At 75.2% G+C, this 20,551-nt stretch carries 17 protein-coding genes; 11 read left to right on the forward strand and 6 right to left on the reverse strand.

Annotated features, from left to right (window positions below; genetic code table 11):
- Positions 1-154: 154 nt before the first annotated feature.
- Positions 155-1,597 (reverse strand): class II fumarate hydratase, encoded by a 1,443-nt coding sequence (locus tag ACRYR7_RS11435; protein WP_432572218.1) that lies wholly within the window; start codon positions 1,595-1,597, stop codon positions 155-157.
- A gap of 199 nt (positions 1,598-1,796) precedes the next feature.
- On the opposite strand from ACRYR7_RS11435, the gene ACRYR7_RS11440 reads away from it, so the two are divergent.
- The 5 genes from ACRYR7_RS11440 (at position 1,797) to ACRYR7_RS11460 (ending at position 7,757) form a co-directional block, all read left to right on the forward strand.
- On the forward strand, positions 1,797-3,098 hold the full coding sequence (locus ACRYR7_RS11440) for an extracellular solute-binding protein (RefSeq protein ID WP_432572219.1): 1,302 nt from the start codon (positions 1,797-1,799) through the stop codon (positions 3,096-3,098).
- Positions 3,095-4,054 carry a carbohydrate ABC transporter permease gene (locus ACRYR7_RS11445; RefSeq protein ID WP_432572220.1) on the forward strand — a complete coding sequence of 320 codons (960 nt, stop codon included), beginning with the start codon at positions 3,095-3,097 and terminating at the stop codon, positions 4,052-4,054. The genes ACRYR7_RS11440 and ACRYR7_RS11445 overlap by 4 nt, the downstream gene beginning before the upstream one ends.
- A 10-nt stretch (positions 4,055-4,064) precedes the next feature.
- Positions 4,065-4,898 carry a carbohydrate ABC transporter permease gene (locus ACRYR7_RS11450; protein WP_432572221.1) on the forward strand — a complete coding sequence of 278 codons (834 nt, stop codon included), beginning with the start codon at positions 4,065-4,067 and terminating at the stop codon, positions 4,896-4,898.
- A 20-nt stretch (positions 4,899-4,918) separates the two neighbouring features.
- A complete protein-coding gene (locus ACRYR7_RS11455; protein ID WP_432572222.1) occupies positions 4,919-6,172 on the forward strand; it encodes an ABC transporter ATP-binding protein in 1,254 nt (417 codons plus the stop codon).
- Between the two features lie 163 nt (positions 6,173-6,335).
- Positions 6,336-7,757 carry a GNAT family N-acetyltransferase gene (locus ACRYR7_RS11460; protein WP_432572223.1) on the forward strand — a complete coding sequence of 474 codons (1,422 nt, stop codon included), beginning with the start codon at positions 6,336-6,338 and terminating at the stop codon, positions 7,755-7,757.
- A 57-nt stretch (positions 7,758-7,814) separates the two neighbouring features.
- Here ACRYR7_RS11460 and ACRYR7_RS11465 read toward each other — a convergent pair whose 3' ends face one another.
- The 3 genes from ACRYR7_RS11465 to glpX all read right to left on the reverse strand — a co-directional run bounded on the left by ACRYR7_RS11465 (position 7,815) and on the right by glpX (position 11,128).
- Positions 7,815-8,996, reverse strand: a complete 1,182-nt coding sequence (locus ACRYR7_RS11465) for an L-talarate/galactarate dehydratase (RefSeq protein WP_432572224.1) — start codon at positions 8,994-8,996, stop codon at positions 7,815-7,817.
- A gap of 177 nt (positions 8,997-9,173) precedes the next feature.
- Positions 9,174-10,091 (reverse strand): carbohydrate kinase family protein, encoded by a 918-nt coding sequence (locus ACRYR7_RS11470; protein WP_432572225.1) that lies wholly within the window; start codon positions 10,089-10,091, stop codon positions 9,174-9,176.
- Complete coding sequence (gene glpX / locus ACRYR7_RS11475; RefSeq protein WP_432572226.1) at positions 10,088-11,128, reverse strand: class II fructose-bisphosphatase; 1,041 nt, start codon at positions 11,126-11,128, stop codon at positions 10,088-10,090. The genes ACRYR7_RS11470 and glpX overlap by 4 nt, the downstream gene beginning before the upstream one ends.
- A 58-nt stretch (positions 11,129-11,186) precedes the next feature.
- On the opposite strand from glpX, the gene ACRYR7_RS11480 reads away from it, so the two are divergent.
- Positions 11,187-11,813 carry a DUF4245 domain-containing protein gene (locus ACRYR7_RS11480; RefSeq protein WP_432572227.1) on the forward strand — a complete coding sequence of 209 codons (627 nt, stop codon included), beginning with the start codon at positions 11,187-11,189 and terminating at the stop codon, positions 11,811-11,813.
- Between the two features lie 10 nt (positions 11,814-11,823).
- On the opposite strand, the gene ACRYR7_RS11485 is transcribed toward ACRYR7_RS11480, so the two are convergent.
- Positions 11,824-12,042, reverse strand: coding sequence for an exodeoxyribonuclease VII small subunit (locus ACRYR7_RS11485; protein ID WP_432572241.1), 219 nt, complete (start codon positions 12,040-12,042; stop codon positions 11,824-11,826).
- 154 nt (positions 12,043-12,196) lie between these two features.
- Entirely contained in the window at positions 12,197-13,471 is a 1,275-nt protein-coding gene (xseA, locus tag ACRYR7_RS11490) for an exodeoxyribonuclease VII large subunit (protein ID WP_432572228.1), read from the reverse strand.
- Positions 13,472-13,595: 124 nt separating this feature from the next.
- Here xseA and ACRYR7_RS11495 point away from each other — a divergent pair, with 124 nt between their 5' ends.
- The 5 genes from ACRYR7_RS11495 (at position 13,596) to ACRYR7_RS11515 (ending at position 20,485) form a co-directional block, all read left to right on the forward strand.
- A complete protein-coding gene (locus ACRYR7_RS11495; protein ID WP_432572242.1) occupies positions 13,596-14,600 on the forward strand; it encodes a 4-hydroxy-3-methylbut-2-enyl diphosphate reductase in 1,005 nt (334 codons plus the stop codon).
- A gap of 411 nt (positions 14,601-15,011) precedes the next feature.
- A complete protein-coding gene (locus ACRYR7_RS11500) occupies positions 15,012-17,093 on the forward strand; it encodes an HAD-IIIC family phosphatase (protein WP_432572229.1) in 2,082 nt (693 codons plus the stop codon).
- Positions 17,090-17,356 (forward strand): acyl carrier protein, encoded by a 267-nt coding sequence (locus ACRYR7_RS11505; RefSeq protein WP_432572230.1) that lies wholly within the window; start codon positions 17,090-17,092, stop codon positions 17,354-17,356. Before ACRYR7_RS11500 ends, ACRYR7_RS11505 begins: the two co-directional genes overlap by 4 nt.
- 65 nt (positions 17,357-17,421) lie before the next feature.
- Positions 17,422-18,507 carry a redox-regulated ATPase YchF gene (gene ychF / locus ACRYR7_RS11510; protein WP_432572231.1) on the forward strand — a complete coding sequence of 362 codons (1,086 nt, stop codon included), beginning with the start codon at positions 17,422-17,424 and terminating at the stop codon, positions 18,505-18,507.
- 343 nt (positions 18,508-18,850) lie between these two features.
- On the forward strand, positions 18,851-20,485 hold the full coding sequence (locus ACRYR7_RS11515) for a peptide ABC transporter substrate-binding protein (RefSeq protein WP_432572243.1): 1,635 nt from the start codon (positions 18,851-18,853) through the stop codon (positions 20,483-20,485).
- The last annotated feature ends 66 nt before the right edge of the window (positions 20,486-20,551 follow it).

A 20,551-nucleotide genomic window follows, 5' to 3' on the forward strand; every position in this document is an offset into this window, starting at 1 on the left:
GCGGCGCCACCCACCCCCCCCGTAAGGAGAGTTTCTTCAGGGCTACCGCGCCATCCAGAACTTGTTGTAGATGCGGTACAACCCGGCCTGTGTTCCCGCGCCCGCCCCCCCCGGCGCGCCGGAGGCGCCGGGGCGGGCGGGGCGTGCGCCGGGCTCAGGCGCCCTTCGGGCTGGTCATCGACATCACGTCCAGCGCCTCGTCGAGCTGCGCCTCGCTGACCTCGCCGCGCTCGACGAAGCCCAGCGCCACCACGGCCTCGCGCACCGTCGTGCCGTGGGCCACGGCGTGCTTGGCGACCTTCGCGGCCGCCTCGTAGCCGATGACCCGGTTCAGCGGGGTGACGATCGAGGGGGAGGACTCCGCGTAGCGGCGGCACTGCTCCACGTCGGCCTCCAGGCCGTCGACCGTGCGGTCGGCCAGCAGGCGCGCGGCGTTGCCCAGCAGGCGGGTGGACTCCAGCACGTTGCGGGCCATCACGGGGATCTGCACGTTGAGCTCGAAGGAGCCGCTGGCCCCGGCCCACGCCACGGCCGCGTCGTTGCCGACGACCTGCGCGCACACCATGAGCGCTGCCTCGGGCACGACCGGGTTGACCTTGCCCGGCATGATCGAGCTGCCCGGCTGCAGGTCCGGCAGGCGCAGCTCGCCCAGGCCGGTGCGCGGGCCCGAGCCCATCCAGCGCAGGTCGTTGCACACCTTCGTCACGCTCACCGCGACGGTGCGCAGCGCGCCGGACAGCTCCACCAGCGCGTCGCGGGCGCCCTGCGCCTCGAAGTGGTCCTCCGCCTCGGTCAGCGGCAGGCCGGTGTCGGCGGCCAGCAGCTCGATGACGCGCTGGGGGAAGCCGGGCGGGGTGTTGATGCCGGTGCCCACGGCGGTGCCGCCCAGCGGGACCTCCGCCACGCGCCCGACGGTGGCCTGCACGCGCTGCACGCCGCGGCGCACCTGCGTGGCGTAGCCGGCGAACTCCTGGCCCAGCGTGACGGGGGTGGCGTCCATGAGGTGGGTGCGCCCGGACTTCACCACCCCGGCGAACTCCCGCGCCTTGCGGCGCAGCGAGGCCTCCAGGTGCTCCAGCGCCGGGACCAGCTCGTTCACCACGGCGGAGGTGGCCGCCACGTGCACCGAGGTGGGGAAGACGTCGTTGGAGGACTGCGAGGCGTTGACGTGGTCGTTGGGGTGCACCGGGCGGCCCAGGCGCTCGGTGGCCAGGGTGGCGACGACCTCGTTGACGTTCATGTTCGAGCTGGTGCCCGAGCCGGTCTGGAAGACGTCGACGGGGAACTCCCCGTCCCAGCGGCCGGTGGCGACCTCCTCGGCGGCCCCGGCCACGGCGCGCGCCAGGTCCTCCTCCAGCACGCCCAGCTCGGCGTTGGCCAGGGCGGCGGCCTTCTTGATGCGCGCCAGCGCCTCGATGTGGGAGCGCTCCAGGCCGGTGCCCGACAGCGGGAAGTTCTCCACGGCGCGCTGCGTCTGGGCGCGGTACTTCGCCGCCGCCGGGACCCTCACCTCCCCCATCGTGTCGCGCTCGACGCGGTACTGGGGCTGCCCGGTGCCGGGGGCGCCCGGGGCGGGGGTGAGGTCGTCAGTGGCCATGGGGCCATCCTGCCAAGCCCGCCCGCGCCCGTGCCCGGGGCCCGCCGACCACCGGGACCGGCGTCGCGCAGATCACGTTCCGCTCACGGTCCGGCCCGACGGCGATCTCCGGCTCGCGGGCACCGGCCACCGGGTGTAGCAAGGCGTCCTGAAGCGCACGGTGCGACGGACGAGGACGACGACGCCGGAGGTGGGGCTCGTGAGCACGCGGTGGCGCGGACGGCTGGGGGTGGGTGGTGCCGCGGTGGTGCTGGCCGGCTCCCTGGTCTCCTGCGGGGACGGGTCGGCGGCGACGGGGACGCCGACCCTGAACTGGTACGTCAACCCCGACAACGGCGGGCAGCAGGCGATCGCGGAGCGGTGCAGCGCGGCCTCCGGCGGCGCCTACGCCATCGACGTGTCGATCCTGCCCAGCGACGCCGCCCAGCAGCGCGAGCAGCTCATGCGGCGCCTGGCCGGCAACGACACCTCCATCGACCTGATGAGCCTGGACCCGGTCTTCGTGCCGGAGACCTCCGAGGCCGGCTTCCTGGCGCCCGTGCCCGAGGAGCTGCAGCGCACGTTCTCCGAGGGCGTCGTGGCCGGCGCGGTGCAGGGCGCGAGCTGGAAGGGCGAGCTGGTCGCGGCCCCGTTCTGGGCGAACACGCAACTGCTCTGGTACCGCAAGTCGGTCGCCGAGGCGGCCGGGCTGGACGTGTCGCGGCCGGTGACCTGGCAGCAGCTCGTCGAGGCCGCGCAGGGGCAGGGCACCGCCATCGGCGTGCAGGGCCAGCGCGCGGAGTCGATGACGGTGTGGGTCAACGCCATGATCGCCTCCGCGGGCGGGCGGGTCATCGAGAACCCCGACGCCAAGGGCCCCGACATCCGCCTGGGCATCGACGGCGACGCCGGCCGCGCCGCCGCGGACGTGATGCGCTCCATGGCGCGGGCCGGGGTCACCGGGCCGGGCGTGGACAACCGCGACGAGGCGGCCACGGCGAACCTGTTCCAGCAGGGCGGCGCCGCGTTCATGGTCAACTGGCCGTTCGTCTACGCCCAGGGCAAGGCCGCCGCCGAGGGCGGCACGATGGACCGGGCGGTCTTCGAGGACTACGGCTGGACGACGTACCCGGCGATGGACGCCGCCACCCCGGCCGCGCCGCCGCTGGGCGGCATCGACATCGGGGTCAGCGCCTTCTCGGAGAACCGGGACCTGGCGTTCGAGGCCGTGCGGTGCATCGTCTCGGAGGAGAACCAAGCGTCGTACATGGTCTCCGACGGCAACCCCGCCGCCCTGGAGGCGGTCTACGACGACCCGCAGGTGCAGGAGGCGTACCCCATGTACGACACCATCCGCAGCTCGCTGCAGGCGGCCGCGCCGCGGCCGCAGACCGCCTACTACAACGAGGTCAGCCAGGGCATCGCCGACCAGTGGCAGCCGGTCTCCTCGGTGGACGGCTCCACCCCGGCGCAGTCGCAGGAGTACATCGAGCAGGTGCTCAGGGGGGAGAAGCTGCTGTGAGCACCACCGCCACCCCGCTCGGCGCGGACGTCGCGACGGACCCCAAGGGCACCAAGCGCGCCCGCCGCAGCGACAAGTCCCGGGCGGAGGCCAAGCTCGGCTGGTACCTGGCCGGGCCCGCGTTCGTCATCCTCGTGCTCGTCACCGGGTACCCGATCGTGCAGGCCCTGTACGACTCGCTGTTCAGCTACCGCCTCACCGCCCCCGCGGACCGGGAGTTCATCGGCCTGCGCAACTACGGCGTCATCCTCACCGACGCGCTGTGGTGGGAGGCGCTGGCCAACACCGCCCTCATCACCGTGGTCACCGTCGCCGTCGAGCTCGTCCTGGGGTTCGCGCTGGCGATGGTGATGCACAAGGTGCTCGGCTGGCTGCGGCCCATCGTCCGCACGGCGATCCTGGTGCCCTACGCGGTCATCACCGTCGTCTCCGCCTACGCCTGGCAGTACGCGTTCGCGCTGACCACGGGGTTCATGAACGCCGTGGTGCCCGGCGTGGGGGAGGACTTCGACTGGTTCGCCAACAAGTGGACCGCGCTGCTGGTCATCTGCCTCTCCGAGATCTGGAAGACGACGCCGTTCATCTCGCTGCTGCTGCTGGCCGGGCTGGCGCAGGTGCCCTCGGACACCATCGAGGCGGCCAAGGTCGACGGGGCCACGGCGTGGGAGCGCCTGTGGCGCGTGATGCTGCCGAACATGAAGGCCTCGATCATGGTGGCCCTGCTGTTCCGCGCGCTGGACGCGTTCCGCATCTTCGACAACGTCTACATCATGACCCAGGGCGCGGCGGGCACCCAGACCGTCTCCGCCCTGGCGTACAACCAGACGATCAGCCGGCTGGAGATCGGTCTCGGCTCCGCGGTCTCGGTGCTGCTCTTCGTCTGCGTCCTGGCGATCTGCTTCGTCGCGATCAAGGTCTTCAAGGTGGACCTGGCGCGGGCGCGGGGGGAGGGCTGACATGGGTGCGATGTCCACGAAGGAGAAGCTCGGCTGGTACGCCGGCGCGCTGCTCATCGTCCTGTACGCGATCGTGCCGGTCGTCTACATCGTCTCGATGAGCTTCAAGTCCGAGTCGGACCTGTCCAACCGCAGCTTCTTCCCCACGCGCTGGACGGGGGAGAACTACAGCGGCATCTTCGCCGGCAGCGGCTCGGAGCTCTTCCTGCCGGCGCTGCGCAACTCCATCGTCACCTGCCTGATCGCCACGCTCGTCGCCGTGGTGCTGGCGATGTTCGCCGCCTACGCCATCGCCCGGCTGGACTTCCCCGGCAAGCGCCTGGTGCTCACCAGCGCGCTGGCCGTCGCGGTGTTCCCGGTGATCACGATGGTGACCCCGCTGTTCAACCTGTGGCGCCGCATCGGCCTGTACGACACGATCCCGGGCCTGATCATCCCGTACCTGGCCCTGACGCTGCCGATCTCGATCTGGACGATGTCGGCGTTCTTCCGCGGCATCCCGTGGGACATGGAGCAGGCCGCGCAGGTCGACGGGGCCACCAGCTGGCAGGCCTTCCGCAAGGTCATCGTCCCGCTGGCCGCGCCGGGGGTGTTCACCACCGCGATCATCGCCTTCTTCATCGCCTGGAACGACTTCGTCTTCGGCATCTCGCTGACGTCCACCTCGCGCGCCCAGCCCGTGCCCGCGGCGCTGAGCTCGTTCACCGGGTCCAGCTACTTCGTCCAGCCGACCGGCGCCATCTCGGCGGCGGCCGTCATCGTCACCATCCCCGTCGTCCTGCTGGCGCTGGTGTTCCAGCGCCGGATCGTCGCGGGTCTCACCAACGGCGCCGTCAAGGGCTGAGCCCAGAACAGGAGCTGATCGTGGCACGCATCGAGCTGAGGAACATCGTCAAGAGGTACGGCGACGGCTTCCCGGCGGTGAACGACGTGAGCCTGGACATCGCCGACGGGGAGTTCGTCATCCTCGTCGGCCCCTCCGGCTGCGGGAAGTCGACCCTGCTGCGCATGGTCGTCGGCCTGGAGGACATCTCCGAGGGCGACCTGCTCATCGACGGCAAGAGGGTCAACGACCTCGCCCCGCGCGACCGGGACCTGGCGATGGTCTTCCAGAACTACGCCCTCTACCCGCACCTGACCGTGGGGGAGAACATCGCCTTCCCGCTGCGGCTGAACCACTCCAAGGTCCCCGAGGCGCAGATCCGCGAGCGCGTGCAGCGCGCGGCGGACATGCTCGAGCTCAACGACCACCTGGAGCGCAAGCCGGCGAACCTCTCCGGCGGCCAGCGCCAGCGCGTGGCCATGGGCCGCGCGATCGTGCGCGACGCCAAGGCGTTCCTGTTCGACGAACCGCTGAGCAACCTCGACGCCAAGCTGCGCGGGCAGATGCGCACCGAGATCGCCCGCATGCAGCGCTCCCTGGGCACCACGACCCTGTACGTCACGCACGACCAGACCGAGGCGATGACCCTGGGCGACCGCGTGGCGGTGCTGCGCAAGGGCGTGCTGCAGCAGGTGGCCAGCCCGCGCGAACTGTACGAGCAGCCCGTCAACCTCTTCGTCGCCGGCTTCATCGGCTCCCCGCCGATGAACTTCCTGCCCGCCCGGGTGCGCGGCGACCGCCTGGAGCTGCCCTTCTGCGACGTACCCCGCCCGGCGGCCGTCGGCGCTGAGCACGACGGCCAGCTGCTCATCGTCGGGGTGCGCCCGGAGCACTTCGACGACGCCGACGTCACCGACGCCCCCGAGGACGCCGTGACGTTCCAGGCGCAGGTGGACGTCACCGAGTGGCTGGGCAACGAGCTGTACGCCTACGTGCCCTTCGAGGCCGCCGCCGAGACGCGCGCCCAGCTCGCCGAGCTGGACCGGGAGCTGGACGGCGAGAGCATGCGCAGCCAGCTCGTGGTCACGCTGGACGCCATGAGCGGGGTGCGCGACGGCGACACCGCCCGGCTGTGGTTCCCGCCGCGGCGCATGCACGTCTTCGACCCCGCCAGCGGGCGCAACCTCACCCGCGACGAGGAGAAGGCGCGCCGGATCGCCGAGCAATCCGAGGCGCTGCGCCGGCGCTCCCTGGAGCGGGCGCAGGCCCAGCAGCACGACCGCGTCCCCGCCTGAGCCACCCCCGCCTCTCCACCCAGCGTCACCGCCGGCGACGCTGGGTGGAGACGCGGGGCGCGGCGCGCCGCACCGCTCCCGCCGCGCCCACCGGCCCGGTTAAGGTGCCCGCCACGAGGCCGTCCTCCCGGCGGCCCGGGGGCCGGCGGGAGGCGGGTACGGGGTGGTCGACGCGCTCACCGGTGCCACGGCCCCCGTGCCGCGCGCACCCGGCGCCACCGGCGGTGAGCCGCCCGCCCGCCCCACCGGCAGCACCGGCACCACCGGCACCACCGGCACGCCCGGGCTCGCCCTCGTGCTCGACCCCGCCGAGGGCCTGCAGGTCGGCGTGCGGCGCACCCTGGAGGGCGCGCCCGTGCCCGAGTGGCGCGTGCTGGCCGTGCGCGGCGGGCACCCGCCGTTCTGCGGGCCGGACTGGCTGCGCGCGGTGCACACCCACCTCGGCGCGGGGGAGCCGCTGCTGGTGAGCGTGCGCCGCCAGGGCCGGCTGCTGGCCTTCGGGGCCTTCACCGTCCTGGGCGCCGGACCCGGCGGCCACCGCCCCCTGGTGACCCTGCTGGGCGCCGGCGGCAGCGACTACGCCTCCGTGCTCACCGACCCCGACAGCCCCGTGCCCGCCGTGCGCCTGCTCGCCGCCGTGCTCGACGCCGTGCTCGCCGAGGTCCCCGGCGCCCTGTTCGACCTCGAGCAGGTCCTGGAGGACGACGCGCTGCTGGAGGCGGCCGCCGGCTGGGCCGCGGCCCGCGGCTACACCGCCCGCCGGTTGCGCCAGGCCACCGTCCACGCCGTGCGGCTGCCCGCCACCGTCGCCGAGCACGACGCGGCCCTGGGCCAGCACGCCCGCCACGAGGAGCGCCGGCAGTGGCGGCGCCTGGCCGAGCGCGGCGAGCTCGTCGTCGTCGACGACCTCCTGGACGGCCTGGCCCCGCTGCGCGAGACGGACCCGGCCGCGGCCGACGCGCGCCTGGCCGCCCTGCTGGCGGAGCTGGCCGCCGTCGACGCCGCGCACCCGCGCGCCGCGCGCCGCCGCGAGCCCTGGCGCGGCGCCTCCGGGCGCACCCTGGCGCAGTTCCTGCGCACCGCCCCGCGCGGGGTGGCCCAGCTCTCCGGCCTGCGCCTGGACGGGCACCTGGTGGCCTACGCGTTCTGCCTGGCCGGCCCGCGCGCCCTGCACGGCTACGTGCAGTCCTACCGCGCCGAGGTCGCCGCCACCGGCCCGGGCACCCTGCTGCTGCTGCGCGTGCGCCGGCGCGCCCTGCTCTCCGGCTACGCCGAGCTGGACCTGCTGCGCGGCGAGGAGGCCTACAAGCGCCGCTTCGAGCGCACCACGCGGCACACGACGCGCCTGACCCTGGCCCCCGCCGGGCGCGAGCTGCTGCCCGCCGCGCTGGACCGCGCGCTGCTGCTGCGGCGCACCTACCGCGACGAGCTGCACCGCTCCCGGCGCCTGGGCCGGTCCGTGGACGCGCTGTCCACCGCCGGGGAGGCCGTGCGCGCGGGCCTGGTGCGCCGGGCCGCCGCGGTGCGCACCGCCGGGCGGCGCGCCGCCGGGCTGGGCCGGGCCGCGCGCCCCGCCCGGCGTTGAGCGGCGCCCCGCCCGACGCGCCGAGCGGCACCCGGCCCGACGGCGCCGGGGCGGGCGTCAGCGCGGGGCGTCCACCCGCACCCGGTCCACCGTCCAGGCGCGGGCCTGCTCGCTGATCGTCACGCCCAGGCCCGGGCGCTCCGACAGGTGCATGCGCCCGCCGCGCACCTCCAGCCGCTCGTCGAAGAGCGGGTGCAGCCAGTCGAAGTGCTCCACCCACGGCTCGATCGGGTACGCCGCCGCCAGGTGCGCGTGGATCTCCATGGCGAAGTGCGGGGCGAGCTGCAGGTGGGCGTGCTCGGCCAGCACGGCCAGCTTGAGGAACTGCGTGATGCCGCCGATGCGCGGGGCGTCCGGCTGCAGGACGTCGGCCGCGCCGGCGCGGATGAGGTCGTCGTGCTCGCGCACGCTGGTGAGCATCTCGCCGGTGGCGATCGCGGTGTCCAGCGAGCGCGCGAGCTGGGCGTGGCCCTCGGTGTCGTGGGCGTCCAGCGGCTCCTCGATCCACACCAGGCCGAACTCCTCCAGCGCCCGGCCCACCCGCTGCGCGGTCGGGCGGTCCCACTGCTGGTTGGCGTCCACCATCAGCGGCACGTCGTCGCCGACGTGCTCGCGCACCGCCCGCACCCGGCGCAGGTCCTCGCGGGTGTCGGGCTGCCCCACCTTGATCTTGATTCCGCCCACGCCCTCGGCCAGCGTGCGGTCGGCGTTGACGAGCACCTGCTCCAGCGGCTCGTGCAGGAAGCCGCCGGAGGTGTTGTAGCAGCGCACCGAGTCGCGGTGGGCGCCCAGCAGCTTGGCCAGCGGCAGCCCGGCCCGCTTGGCCTTCAGGTCCCAGAGGGCGACGTCCAGGGCCGCCAGCGCCTGCGTGGAGGCGCCGCTGCGGCCCACCGAGGCGCCGGCCCACACCAGCTTGGTCCACAGCCGGCCGATGTCGTTGGGGTCCTCGCCGATCAGGTCCGCGGCCACCTCGCGGGCGTGGGCGAACTGCGCGGGCCCGCCGGCGCGCTTGGAGTACCCGAAGCCCACCCCCTCCAGGCCCGCCTCGGTGCGCACCTCGGCGAAGAGGAAGACCACCTCGGTCATGGCGCGCTGGCGGCCGGTGAAGACCTTCGCGTCGCTGATCGCCGCCCGCAGGGGCAGCACCACCGAGGACAGCTCGATCGAGGCGATGCGGTCCACGACGGGGGAGCCGGTCCGCGCCGCGGGCGCGGTCCCGGTCGGTGCGCTGGTGGTCATGGCGTCCTCTCCTCGGCGGGCGCCGAGGACAGCGGTCGTCGTCGGCGACGGTGGGGCTCACCGTAGGAAGCGCCCGCGATGCCTGTCCAGGAGCGTTGCGGCATCGCGCGATGCCCCGCGCGCATCACCGGGCGCGCCCCCGGCGGCCGGGGTCCGCCGCGCGGCGGCGCCCGGTGCTCAGCCGGCGTCCAGCTCCGCGCGCGTGGGGGGGTTCGCGCCGGCGCGCGAGCAGGTGATCGAGGCCGCCCGCACCGCCGTGCGCAGCACGTCCTGCAGCGCGTCCAGCCGCAGCGCCCGCAGCCGCCGCGCCCCCGCCGGGCCCAGCAGGTCGTGCCCGGCCAGCGCGTGCAGCAGCCCGGAGGTGAAGGCGTCCCCGGCGCCGACCGTGTCGACCACCTCCGTGCGCGGCGCCGGCACCCGCATCGTGCCCGCGCCGGCCACGGCCACCGCGCCCTCCCCGCCGCGCGTGACGACGACCAGGGCCGGGCCGCGGCGCTGCCAGCGCCGCGCCACCTCCACCGGGTCCTCGCCCGGGCACAGCCAGGCCAGGTCCTCGTCGGAGGCCTTCACGACGTCGGCGGCGTCGACGAACCCCTCCACCCGCGCCAGCGCCTGCTCGGGGGTGCCCAGGAACGCCGGGCGCACGTTGGGGTCGTAGCTGGTGGTGGCCCGGCCCCGCCAGGAGCGCAGCAGCTCCAGCGCCTGGCCCGCGCCCGGCTCCACCGCCGCCCCGATGGACCCGGTGTGCACCACGTCCACCTCGGCCGGCAGCTGCGCGGCCGGCAGGCGCCACCGCAGGTCGAACTCGTAGGAGGCGCGGCCCTGCTCGTCCAGCAGGGCACGCGCCACCGACGTCGGCAGCTCGTCCACCGCGCCCGGCACCAGGGCCACCGACGCGGCCGCCAGGTGCTCGCGCAGCAGCCGCCCGTGCGCGTCCTCGCCCAGCCGGGTCAGCAGGGACACCTCGTGCTCCAGGCGGCCCAGGCCGTAGGCGACGTTCAGCGGGCTGCCGCCGGGGTGCTCGGACTCCGCCCCGGCGGCGGTGCGGACGACGTCGACGAGCGACTCGCCGACGACGAGGGCGCGGGCCCTCACCGCGGGCCGGTGAAGTCGACGGCGGAGTACGCGCGCAGCTTGGAGAGCCGGTGCTCGGACTCCACGCGGCGGATCGTGCCCGACTTGCTGCGCATGACGATGCTGGAGGTGCTGATCGTGTCGCCGCGGTAGCGCACCCCGCCGACGAGCTCGCCGTCGGTGATGCCGGTCACCACGAAGTACACGTTGTCGCTGTTCACCAGCGCCTGGGTGTCCAGCACCGCGTCCAGGTCGTGCCCGGCGTCCAGCGCCTTCTGCTTCTCGTCGTCGTCGCGCGGGGCCAGCCGGCCCTGGATCGTGCCGCCCAGGCAGTGCATCGCGCAGGCCGCGATGATGCCCTCCGGGGTGCCGCCCACGCCCATGAGCAGGTCCACGCCGGTGCCCTCGCGCGCCGCCATCACCGCGCCGGCCACGTCGCCGTCGGAGATGAACTTGATGCGCGCGCCCGCGTCGCGGACCTCCTGGGCCAGCTGCGCGTGGCGCGGGCGGTCCAGGATGCAGACGGTGACGTCCTCCACCCAGCGGTTCTTCGCCCGCGCCAGGCGGCGCACGTTCTCCTTCACCGGCAGGCGGATGTCCACCGCGTCGGCCGCCTCCGGGCCCGCGACCAGCTTGTCCATGTAGAAGACCGCGCTGGGGTCGTACATCGTGCCGCGCTCGGCCACCGCCAGCACCGCCACCGCGTTGGGCATGCCGCGCGCCGTCAGGGTGGTGCCGTCGATGGGGTCCACGGCCACGTCGCACTCGGCGCCGGTGCCGTCGCCCACGCGCTCGCCGTTGTAGAGCATCGGGGCGTTGTCCTTCTCGCCCTCGCCGATGACGACCGTGCCGTTCATGCTCACGGTGCCGATCAGGGTGCGCATCGCGTTCACCGCGGCGCCGTCGGCCTTGTTCTTGTCCCCGCGCCCCACCCAGCGGCCGCCGGCCATCGCCGCGGCCTCGGTGACGCGCACCAGCTCCATCGCCAGGTTGCGGTCAGGGGCCTCGGTCCCGACGGCGAGGGCCGCGGGGAGGTGGGTCGAGGCGTTCTGGGACATGGGACCTCCACGGGCGGCGCGTCGTCGGGCCGCCAGCGTATCCGGCACCATGGAGGGCGTGAGCACGACCGGCGGCACCCCCGCGCCCCAGGCCCCCGCACCCACCGGCGAGGACCCCCGGGGGGTGCCCCGCACCCGCCGCGGCGGCAACGTGCAGTCGATGGTGCTGTCGATGCTCGTCATCCTCGGCCTGGTCGCCGTCGTCGTGTGGGCCGTGCCGCGCCCCAGCGGCGTGCAGCAGCCCCCGGCCGACGTGGCCAACGCCGCCTCCGGCGCCGCGGGCCGGCTGCCCTTCGTGCCGCCGGTGCCCGCCGTCCCGGCCGGCTGGACGCCCACCTCCGCCGAGGTCAACCGCTCCACCGACGGCGTGCTGACCTGGCACGTGGGCTACCGCACCGACGAGGGGCGGTACGTCGCCGTCGAGGTCGCCCGCGACGCCACCCCCGGCTGGGTGCGGGCCCAGACCGCTTCCGGCGCCGCCGACGGCACCGAGGACGTCGACGGGCGCGAGTGGGAGCGCCAGCTGCAGCCCGACCGCGGCCGGCGCAGCCTGCTGCGCACCCAGGACGGGCTGACCGTCATCGCCACCGGCGAGGCGGGCTACCCCGTGCTGGGCGAGCTGGTGCGCGCCACCGAGGCCGGCTGGGCCTCGGCCGGCTCCACCTGGGGCGCGCCGCCGGCCTGAGGCGCCGCGCTCAGGGGCGGCGCTCCTCCGCCCCGGCCGGCTCCGCCGCGCCCAGCCGGGCGCGCGCGCCCTCCAGCCAGCGCCGGCACGCCTCGGCCAGCGCCTCCCCGCGCTCCCACAGCGCCAGCGACTCCTCCAGGCCGGTGCCGCCGGCCTCCAGCCGGCGCACCACCTCGGCCAGCTCGTCGCGGGCCTGCTCGAAGCCCAGGGCGGCCACGTCGGCGGGCAGCGCGGGCGCGTCCGCGGGGGCGTCCGCGGTCGCGGGGGCGGTGGCCCCCTCCGCCGGCCGCGGGTCGGGCCGGGGGTCGGGCTGCGGGTCGGGCTGCTGCTCGGGCTGGGGCTGGGACTTCCTCGGCACGGGGCAAGACCCTAGGCGCGCCGCCTCACCCGGCGCGCGCGGCCAGCTCGCCGTCGGCCAGCCGCACCCGCAGCGCCGTGCCCGCCGGGGCGTCGGCCGGCTCGCGCACCACGCGCGCGCCCCCGTCCGCGCCCACCGCCTGCACCACGGCGTACCCGCGCAGCAGCGTCGAGCGCGGCGAGAGCGCCCGCACGCTGGAGCGCAGGTGCTCCACCTCCACCGCCCCGCGCTCCAGGCGCCCGGCCAGCCCCCGGCGGGCCCGCTCGCGCAGCTGCGCCACCTCCGCCGCCGGGCCGTCCACCAGCACGTGCGGGCGGGCCAGCACCGGGCGGGCGCGCAGGTCCTCCAGGGCCGCGGCCCCGCGCTCCACCTGCGCGCGCACCGCGCGCAGCGAGCGCTCGCGCAGCTGCGCCACGGCCGCCAGCTGCTCGGCCACGTCCGGCACCACCAGGCGCGCGGCGTCGGTGGGGGTGGAGGCGCGCACGTCGGCGACCAGGTCCAGCAGGGGGTGGTCCACCTCGTGGCCGATCGCGGAGACCACCGGGGTGCGCGCGGCCGCCACCGCCCGCACCAGCGCCTCGTTGCTGAAGGGCAGCAGGTCCTCCACGCTGCCCCCGCCGCGGGCGACCACGACGACGTCGACCTCCTCCAGGGCGTCGAGCTCGCGCACGGCCGCGGCCACCTCCGTCACCGCCGAGGCGCCCTGCACGGCGACCTCGCGCACCTCGAAGCGCACCGCCGGCCAGCGCAGCCGGGCGTTCTCCACCACGTCGCGCTCGGCGGCGCTGGCGCGCCCGCACACCAGGCCCACCGCGCGCGGCAGGAACGGCAGCGGCCGCTTGCGCCCGGCGTCGAAGAGGCCCTCGGCGGCCAGCACCCGCTTGAGGTGCTCCAGGCGGGCCAGCAGCTCGCCCACGCCCACGGGGCGCACGTCGTCGACGGCCAGGCTGAGGCTGCCGCGCTTGGCGTAGAACTCCGGCTTGGCGTGCACCACCACGCGCGCGCCGTGGCGCAGCCCCTCGGGCAGCACCTCGCGCAGCCGCCCCAGGACCCGGCGGGTCAGGGTCACCGGCAGCGACATGTCCGTGTCGGTGTCGCGCAGGGTGACGAAGACCACGTGCGCGCCGGGGCGGTCGCTGACCTGCACGACCTGCCCCTCCACCCAGGTCCACGGCATCCGCGCGACGTAGGCGTCGATCTTGGAGGCCAGCAGGCGCACCGGCCAGGGGTTCTCCGCGGTGGTCTCCGAGGCGGTGGCGGGCCGGCGCGGCGGCTCGGCGGCGGGGTTCTGCGCGGGCACGCGCCCATCCTGCCCGCAGCCCGCGCACGGCTGCGGCGTCGGCGGGCCGACCTACCATGGGGGCGTGACGCAGACCCCCCTCGAGGCCCCCGCGACCGCCGCCGACGACTGCAACGACTCCGCGGTGCTGGCCGGGCCGGCCGGGCGCGCCGCCTGGGACGGCGGCAAGCGCGTGCTGCTGGCCGCCCCGCGCGGGTACTGCGCCGGCGTGGACCGCGCGGTGGAGGCGGTGGAGAAGGCGCTGGAGCTGTACGGCGCGCCCGTCTACGTCCGCAAGGAGATCGTGCACAACAAGCACGTCGTGCGGACGCTGGCCGAGCGCGGCGCGGTCTTCGTGCAGGAGACCTCCGAGGTGCCCGAGGGCGCGCACGTGGTCTTCTCCGCGCACGGCGTCAGCCCCGCGGTGCGCGAGGAGGCCGCGGCCCGCTCGCTGCGCACCATCGACGCCACCTGCCCGCTGGTGACCAAGGTGCACCGCGAGGCCGTGCGCTTCGCCGAGCGCGACGCGCAGATCCTGCTCATCGGCCACCACGGGCACGAGGAGGTCGAGGGCACCGCCGGCGAGGCTCCCGAGCACATCACGGTCGTGGACAGCCCCGAGGCGGCCGACGCGGTGCAGGTGCGCGACCCGGAGAACCTCGTGTGGCTCTCGCAGACGACGCTGAGCGTGGACGAGACGATGGAGACGGTGCGCCGGCTGCGCGAGCGCTTCCCGAACCTGGCCGACCCGCCCAGCGACGACATCTGCTACGCCACGCAGAACCGCCAGGTGGCCGTGAAGAAGATCGCCGCCGAGTCGGACCTGGTGATCGTGGTGGGCTCGGCGAACTCCTCCAACTCCGTGCGGCTGGTGGAGGTGGCCCTGGACGCCGGCGCCGGCGCCTCGCACCGCGTGGACGGCGCCCCGGAGATCCAGGACTCCTGGTTCGAGGGCGTCACCACCGTGGGCGTGACCTCGGGGGCCTCGGTGCCCGAGGTGCTGGTGCGCGAGGTCGTCCAGGACCTGGCCGCGCGCGGCTACGCGACGGTCGAGGAGGTCACCACCGCGCAGGAGGACCTGGTCTTCTCGCTGCCCACGGACCTGCGCCGCGACCTCAAGCGCCGCAGCCTGCCCGTCACCCCCGTCTGACGGACCCGCCCCCGCCCGGCGGACCCGCCCGCCCCGCCGGGGCGCTGCTCCGTCCGGGTGGTGCGCGCGTCCCCGCGCGCCGCGACGCCCGGTGCCCGCCCGTGCGCTGCGCGTGAGGAGCGCGGGCTCCCGCGGGCCCGCGCCGCGCCCGCCGGCGCGGGTGCCGTGCGGCGCGCGACCGCGGCGGCACCCGCCGTGGCGGCGCGGGGCCGGGCGGGGGAGCGCCGCGGCGCGCCCGGTGCCGGAATCTCAGCTGCGCCTCAGGGCGGCTCCACTACAGTGACGCAGCGGAAGAGTTGCGGGGGCGAGCGTGCCGGGCGCGGGGGCGGGGGCCCCGGTGAGCACCCGGCGCCGCCCGCACCCGCCGCAGGCTCGAGACGACCGGCACCGGTCGACCAGGGGGGGAGCACGATGGAGCACGTCGACGCCGTCGACGAGCGGGGCGCCGGGGGGACGGACCCGGTGGGCCGGGCGCTGGCGGCGGTGTCCGCGCAGCGGGTGCCCGAGCAGCGCGCCTGCCTGGACCTGGCCCGCGCGCTGTCCGCGGCCGGCGACGCCCGCCGCGCCGTGCAGTGGGCCTTCGCCTCGCTCGACGCGGGGGAGGACTTCGCCGGCTGGCTCGCCGCCTCCCGGCTGTGGCAGCGCCACCGCGCCGACCTGCCGCCGGCCCCGCGCCGGGCGCGGGTGGCCGTCCTGGGCAGCTACACCACCACCCAGCTCACCGGCCTGCTGCCGGTGGCGTGCGCCCGCGCCGGGGTGGACGTGGAGGTCTACGAGTGCGGCTACGGGCTGTACCGCCAGGAGCTGCTCGACCCCGCCAGCGGGCTGCACGCCTTCGAGCCCGACGTGGTCGTGCTGGCCGTGGACGCCGCCGAGGTGGACCTGCCGCCCTCCCCGGCCGACCCCGAGGCCGCCGTCGAGGCGGAGCTGGGGCGCTGGACCTCGCTGTGGGACCTGGCGCGCGAGCGCTTCGGCGCCCGCGTCGTGCAGCACGGCGTCGTCGTGCCGCCGGACGAGCCGCTGGGCCACCTGGCCGCGCGCGCCCCGGGCTCGCGCTCGGCGCTGCTGCGCCGCTTCTCCGAGCGGCTGGGGCAGGTGGCGGCCTCGCCGGCCGGGCGGGGCGTGGCGCTGGTGGACTGCGAGCGCCTGGCCTCCGACGTCGGCAAGCGCACCTGGACCGACCCGCGCTACGTGCACGTCGCCAAGCAGGCCGTCTCGCTGGCCTGCGTGCCGCTGCTGGCCCGGCACACCGCCGCGGTCCTCGCCGCGCAGCTCGGCGCCTCGCGCAAGTGCCTGGTGCTGGACCTGGACGACACCCTGTGGGGCGGGGTGCTCGGCGAGGTCGGCGTGCACGGCGTCGCGCTGGGCGCCGGCCCCGCCGGGGAGGCCTTCAGCGCCTTCCAGCGGTACGTGCTGGCCCTGAAGGACAGGGGCGTGGTGCTGGCGGTGTGCTCCAAGAACGACGAGCACCTGGTGCGCCAGGTGTTCGCGGAGAACCCCGAGATGCTCCTCTCCCTCGACGACGTCGCGGTGCTCAAGGCCAGCTGGGAGGACAAGCCCTCGGCCGTGCGCGCCATCGCCGCGGCCCTGGGGCTGGGCGAGGACGCGCTGGTCTTCGTCGACGACAACCCCGCCGAGCGCGAGGCGGTGCGCGAGCTGGTCCCCGCGGTGGACGTGGTGCCGCTGCCGGCCGAGCCGGCCGGCTACGTCCACGCCCTGTCGCGCTACCCCTTCTTCGAGACCGACGCGCTGACCGCCGAGGACGCCGCCCGCACGCAGCAGTACCGGGCGCGGGCGCAGGCGGCCGAGCAGCGCGAGAGCGCGGGCTCGCTGGAGGACTACCTGCGCGGGCTGGGCATGCGCGCCGAGGTCGCCCCGCTGGGCGCGGCCAACACCGCCCGCGTGGCGCAGCTGCTGGGCAAGACCAACCAGTTCAACCTGACCACCCGCCGGCACTCGCTGGCCGACGTGGAGGCCTTCGCCGCCGACCCCGACTGGCACGCGCAGGTCGTGCGGCTGCGCGACCGCTTCGCCGACCACGGCGTCGTGGGCGTGCTGCTGGCGCACCGCGTCGAGGCGGCGGACGGCCCCGAGCTGGAGGTCGACAGCTGGCTGCTGAGCTGCCGCGTCATCGGCCGCACCCTGGAGGACGAGATGTTCGGGGTGCTGGCGGCGCGGGCGCGGGCGCTGGGCTGCACCCGCCTGCGCGGCACGCACGTGCCCACCGCCAAGAACGGGCAGGTCACCGGCCTGTACGAGCGGCTGGGCTTCGCGCGCGCGGCGGAGCGGGACGGGCGCGACGGGGAGGGCTCGACGAGCTGGGTGCTCGAGGTGCCCGCCGAGGTGCGCACTCCGGGCCTGGTGGACGTGCGGGTGGACGTGCAGGTGGACGTGCGGGTGCACGAGCGGGTGGACGGCGCGCCGGTGGGCGCGCGCGGTGACGAGGACGAGGTGCCGGCGCAGCGCCGGCAGGAGCGGGAGGTGCTTCGGTGAGCGGGACGACCGGTGACGTGCTGGGCGAGGACGGCGTCGACGGGCGCGTGCTGCGCGTCTTCCGCGAGGTGCTCGGCGACGAGCAGCTGCGGCTGAGCGACTCCACGACGGCGCGCGACGTGCCCGGCTGGGACTCGCTGGCGCACATCAACATCATGTTCTCGCTGGAGTCGGAGTTCGGGGTGCGGTTCACCGACGCCCAGCTGACCTCCTTCGCCGACGTGGGCGAGCTGCGCCGCTTCCTCACCGCCGCCGCGGGCTGAGGCCGCACCGGCCGGGGAGCGCTGCGGGCGGTCCCCGGCCGCGGCGGCGGTAGGCTGCTGTGCCCGTGGCCCTCACCATCGGCATCGTCGGACTGCCCAACGTCGGCAAGTCCACCCTGTTCAACGCGCTCACGGACAACGACGCCCTCGCGGCGAACTACCCGTTCGCCACGATCGAGCCCAACGTCGGGGTCGTGCCGCTGCCGGACCCGCGCCTGGAGGAGCTGGCCCGCCTCTTCTCCAGCGAGCGCACGGTGCCCGCCACCGTCTCCTTCGTCGACATCGCCGGCATCGTCAAGGGCGCCAGCGAGGGGGAGGGCCTGGGCAACAAGTTCCTCGCCAACATCCGCGAGGCCGACGCCATCTGCCAGGTGACGCGCGCCTTCGCCGACCCCGACGTGGTGCACGTGTCCGGCGCGGTGGACCCGGCCGAGGACATCGAGACCGTGCACACCGAGCTGGTGCTGGCCGACCTGCAGACCCTGGAGCGCGCCGTGCCGCGCCTGGAGAAGGAGGTCAAGGGCAAGAAGACCGACCCGGCGGTGCTGCGGGCCGCGCAGGCGGCGCAGGCGGTGCTGGACTCGGGCCGGCCGCTGTCGGCGGCGACCGCCGCGGACGACGTGGACGTCGCCCAGCTGCGCGAGCTGGGCCTGCTGACGACCAAGCCGTTCCTGTACGTCTTCAACGTCGACGAGACCGTGCTGGGCGACGAGGCCCGGATGGACGAGCTGCGCGCGCTGGTGGCCCCGGCGGAGGCGGTCTTCCTGGACGCCAAGCTGGAGTCGGAGCTGGCCGAGCTGGACGCCGAGGAGGCCGCCGAGCTGCTGGCCTCGGTGGGCCAGGACGAGCCGGGCCTGAACCAGCTCGCCCGCGTCGGCTTCGCCGCGCTGGGGCTGCAGACCTACCTGACGGCCGGGCCGAAGGAGTCGCGGGCCTGGACGATCCGCAAGGGCTGGACCGCGCCGCAGGCGGCCGGGGTGATCCACACCGACTTCCAGCGCGGCTTCATCAAGGCCGAGGTCGTCTCCTTCGAGGACCTGGTGGCCGCCGGCTCGATGGCCGAGGCCAAGGCGCAGGGCAGGGTGCGCATCGAGGGCAAGGACTACGTCATGGCCGACGGCGACGTGGTGGAGTTCCGCTTCAACGTCTGAGCCGGTCCGCCCCGCACGGGCCCCGCGCGGGCCCGCGCGGGCACCGGTGGCCACCGCCCGTGGCGGGTGGTGTGCAGCACGGCACCGCTCGGGTGACACTGGTGCCGAGCCCGCGGGCGGGTGGGCGGTGTCGCGCGGGCTTCGCGCCGCACCCGCGTCCACGGGTGTTAACGTGCTGCCCGTTCGTCTGGGGTGGACATCCTGATCGACAGGAGTCCCCGCACCTGGGCAACGTGCCCAAGCAGAGACGCCCGCTAGGAGGAGTCCCACCGTGAGCAGCTTCGAGAAGGACGACGAGCCGGGCGCCGTGCGCCGCGTCGGCCTGGTCTCCCGCGGTCCCGTGCTGACCCGCCGCGACGGCCTGAAGGGCCTCGTGGGCGCCGCGGCCGTCGGCAGCCTGCTGGCGGCGTGCGGCGGCTCCGACGACGAGGGCGCCCAGGACGGCGAGGGCGGCGGCGCCGGCGCCGCCGTGGTCGCCAACGGCACCGAGCCGGAGAACCCGCTGCTGCCCTCGGACACCAACGAGGTCGGCGGCGGCCGCATCATCCAGAACATCTTCGCGGGCCTGTGCTACTACGAGGCCGACGGCTCGGTGCAGAACGACCTCGCCGAGTCCATCGAGACCTCCGACGCGCAGAACTACACGATCCGCATCCGCGCGGGCCAGACCTTCTCCGACGGCACCCCGGTGACGGCGCAGTCCTTCGTCGACGCCTGGAACTACGCCGCGCTGCTCACCAACGACCAGCTGCAGGCGTACTTCTTCGAGCCGATCGTCGGCTACGCCGACGTCCAGGCCGACCCGCCCACCGCGCAGACCATGTCCGGCCTGGTGGTCGTGGACGAGACCACCTTCACGGTGGCGCTGACCCAGCCGGAGGGCGACTTCCCGCTGCGCCTGGGCTACTCGGCCTACTACCCGCTGCCCGCCTCGGCGTTCGACGACATGACCGCCTTCGGCGAGAACCCGGTCGGCAACGGCCCCTACAAGCTGGCCGAGCAGGGCGCCTGGCAGCACAACGTGCGCATCGACCTGGTGCCCAACGACAGCTACGACGGCCCGCGCGCCGCGCAGAACTCCGGCCTGGCCTTCGTCTTCTACGAGAGCCAGGACGCCGCGTACGCGGACCTGACCTCGGGCAACCTGGACGTGCTGGACCAGATCCCCGACTCCGCGCTGACCGTCTTCGAGTCCGACCTGGGCGACCGCGCGGTCAACATGCCCGCGGCGATCTTCCAGGCGTTCACGGTCCCGCAGTACATGCCGGGCATGTCCGGCGAGGCCGGGCTCCTGCGCCGGCGCGCGATCTCGCTGGCCATCGACCGGGCCACGATCTGCGAGCAGATCTTCTCCGGCACCCGCACCCCGGCCAGCGACTACACCTCGCCGGTGCTGGACGGCTTCTCGGACTCCGTCGAGGGCAACGAGGTCCTGCAGTACGACGCGGACCAGGCCAAGCAGCTGTGGGCGCAGGCCGAGGCCATCGAGCCCTTCACCGGCAGCCTCGACATCGCCTACAACGCCGACGGCCCGCACCAGGGCTGGGTGGACGCGGTCACCGCGGGCCTGCGCCAGACGCTGGGCATCCAGTCCGAGGGCAAGCCCTACGCGACCTTCGCGCAGCTGCGCTCGGAGATCAACGACCGCGCGATCCAGACCGCGTTCCGCTCGGGCTGGCAGGGCGACTACCCCTCGCTCTACAACTTCCTCGCGCCCAACTTCGCCACCGGCGGCAGCTCGAACGACGGCGACTACACCAACCCGGAGTTCGACGCCCTCCTGCAGCAGGGCGCCAGCACCACGGACGCCGCGCAGGCGGCGACGCTGTGGAACCAGGGGCAGACCATCCTCTTCCGCGACCTGCCCGCGATCGCCCTGTGGTACCAGAACGTCAGCGGCGGCTCGGCGGACACCGTCGAGAACGTGCGGTTCGGGTGGGACAGCCAGCCGCTGTACTACGAGATCACGAAGTCCTGACCCGCTGCTCCGGGACGCCGCGGCGCGGCGTCCCGGAGCACCCGGTGCGCACCAGCGGCCGGGTCA

Origin of the sequence: Kineococcus gurbantunggutensis (assembly GCF_050871925.1) — a bacterium.
Classification (GTDB): domain Bacteria; phylum Actinomycetota; class Actinomycetes; order Actinomycetales; family Kineococcaceae; genus Kineococcus.

Bases quoted from the DNA above. Each gene is read 5' to 3' on its own strand.
- ACRYR7_RS11435 (WP_432572218.1), bottom strand. From the start codon at position 1,597: ATGGCCACTGACGACCTCACCCCCGCCCCGGGCGCCCCCGGCACCGGG.
- ACRYR7_RS11450 (WP_432572221.1), top strand. From the start codon at position 4,065: ATGTCCACGAAGGAGAAGCTCGGCTGGTACGCCGGCGCGCTGCTCATC.
- ACRYR7_RS11465 (WP_432572224.1), bottom strand. From the start codon at position 8,996: ATGACCACCAGCGCACCGACCGGGACCGCGCCCGCGGCGCGGACCGGC.
- glpX (WP_432572226.1), bottom strand. From the start codon at position 11,128: ATGTCCCAGAACGCCTCGACCCACCTCCCCGCGGCCCTCGCCGTCGGG.
- ACRYR7_RS11500 (WP_432572229.1), top strand. From the start codon at position 15,012: ATGGAGCACGTCGACGCCGTCGACGAGCGGGGCGCCGGGGGGACGGAC.